Below are 2,354 nucleotides of genomic sequence, written 5' to 3'. Positions count from 1 at the left end.
TAGCACTATATCGAGTACATTTGAAATGCCGAGTACATTTAAAAACAACACCGAAAGAAATTTCGCATCATCGCTAGATATATCAGCATAATGACCGTCAATAAGTTCAGGGCTAATGGCGTCGATAAAGGCTCGAAATTCTGAAGGCATCGCGGCTTGTAACGACCAAGAAACCTTTGCTTCATGTTTATATAACGCATTACGGGCTCCAGCTTCACGGCGCCTAAACTTTCTGCGCTGCTGCTCTGTACTGAGTGTTATTTTCGGCGTGACTTCGAGGATCTCCGAAAATGTGTCGGCGTTTTCATTCGTAAATTGTAAATAGTTCACATCATATGAATCGGATTCTTGGATGCGCTGTTTATGCATATTCGGTTGACAAATGAGCCCCTTCTTTGACGGATCACGAGTAGTTGGGGTTCGCGGTTGAAGATATGGGACGACGTCAATAAACGAGCGATATGCATCGAGTTCGCTCGTGAGCTTGAGTTCAAGCTGTAGCTCTTCATCTGTCGACTCAATAATAAAGCGTCGTGTAAGGGGCACTTCAGGAGCATGCTCAGATATAAAGCATTTATAAAACTGCAAATAGGCGCTGTAATCGTCAACGCCACGAAGAGTGTAAACCTTGGCAAGCAGAGCCATACTGCGCAGAGTATTTGAATTGAAGAGCTCATTTGGAACGGGCTCGGGGATGAGCATTAGCGTCGAGAAAAATGAATGGCTCTTTAGTGAGCTATAGAAATCCCGTCTTACATACTCTGGTGATGTACCGTTGCAATGTGACATTACGAACGTGCGTAGGTCTTCAAGGCCACGCCTGGTCTCAGCGGAGCCATAATTGATTTCGAGCAATAGCAAAATAAAGACGTTAAGCCGCGAAGCGTAGTGTTGATGCTGTAATTCTGGTATCGGATTGAAATGCTCTTGTAGCGAAACCTTAAAATCACTCATCGCTCGTTCCTGTTGCTGATGGAACCTGAGCAAGCGTTTCGTCTAGTGAGATTGTTGTAAACGTAGATTGGTAGACCTGCGGCTTGAACTTATCATCATGATAGTTAAGTGAACTTCGGTTGCCGCCGATGATTTTATGCCATTGAGTGCGCGTGAAGAGGGTCTGATATGAGAGAGACTGACCCACGGCGGCTTCGAAGGAACTGGCCTCAATAGCCGCAAACGAGGTAGCAGATGAGAGCGCTACATAACGTGCTATTCGCGCGGTGGCTCGCTCGATGTTGTTGTCGTGCTGTAGAATAAAATTCAGTTCGAGTTCAGGCATTAACTGCTGCAACGCGTGGAGTAAGAAAAAGAACTCGCAGGCATAAATGCGCTTTCCTACTTTAATCGCGGTATTAGAATTTAGTAATGCTTGTATGTCGCCCATATCAAACGATTGAACTAGCTGCGCGGCGCAGGCTTTGCTGCAGCGGGTGATGTGTACCGTTGATGGCAAATCAACGAAATTGATGTCAGATAGCTTTACTGATTGGTACTTCATGACTGGCCTCTGTATTACCTGCCAGGTTGCGGCGTGATGAATGGCGGGTGTTTGTGATACAAGCTCGACACACTGACGTCTAAAATTTCGGCCCATTCTTTCATTTTGTAGTGCGATGCCATAAGTCCTTGGACACGGCTTACTTTGATGAACTCAGGGAGTAAGCGTGCGTCAATATTAAAAAGACTCGCGTTGACTTGCTGCAGCACAATCCGCTGATTTGTGCATTCGCGCGTTCCCTCTTCGATGATAAGAGCCTTAAATTCTAAGTGTTGATAGCGAGTGGACAAAACGCGTAACCAAAAGAAATGCTCAAACGCAAAATATTTCTCTCCGTACTTGATGACCTTCGTTCGCGATAATTGTTTTTTCAACGCCAGGAATGAATGACGAGTCATGAATATATCGATGTTTCGCTCCAATGTGCGTTGATGGTCAGGACAAATAGCGAGGTCAATGAACTCGAGCTCATTAATTTTCAGCGGTTTCAGTTCGACACTTTGTTGGTATTGCATTTGGCACTCCGATGATTGTGTAAATGGCCTGTCGCTTTTGAGGCGGAGGTCTGGAATCGAAGTTAGCAAAAATGCTGAACACGTCCTGTTAAAGGTGCGATTAATTTCCCCACTTATTGAAAATGTTTTTATCCCATTGAAATACATAAGAAATTACTGGCCTAATATTACCCTTTTTACGGAAGTCATCCCTTTTCTGAGTTTCTATGTCGATTATTTTCGATACTGACTGAGGCATCAAGAAAGGACGGTGAGGAGATAAAAATAAAGTCAGAAATATCGAGATTATTGGAGGTTGTTGAATTTTAGTTATGATGATTTGATTGTTCGATGGAGAGTGG

3 protein-coding genes are annotated in these 2,354 nt (G+C 44.1%); all 3 read right to left on the bottom strand.

The window, feature by feature from the left end; translation table 11 throughout:
- On the bottom strand, positions 1 to 954 hold a 954-nt coding region (locus A28LD_RS03090), incomplete at its 3' end, for a hypothetical protein (protein WP_007419602.1).
- Positions 947 to 1,498: a hypothetical protein gene (locus A28LD_RS03085; RefSeq protein ID WP_007419601.1), complete on the bottom strand. Its 552-nt coding sequence runs from the start codon at positions 1,496 to 1,498 to the stop codon at positions 947 to 949. The genes A28LD_RS03085 and A28LD_RS03090, both read right to left, overlap by 8 nt.
- Positions 1,499 to 1,512: 14 nt before the next feature.
- Positions 1,513 to 2,013 (bottom strand): hypothetical protein, encoded by a 501-nt coding sequence (locus A28LD_RS03080; protein ID WP_007419600.1) that lies wholly within the window; start codon positions 2,011 to 2,013, stop codon positions 1,513 to 1,515.
- Positions 2,014 to 2,354 lie beyond the last annotated feature (341 nt).

The organism is Idiomarina sp. A28L, assembly GCF_000218785.1.
Classification (GTDB): Bacteria; Pseudomonadota; Gammaproteobacteria; order Enterobacterales; family Alteromonadaceae; genus Aliidiomarina.
Note: the sequence above shows the minus strand (reverse complement) of the source record. Positions and strands in the feature narration are given on the sequence as shown.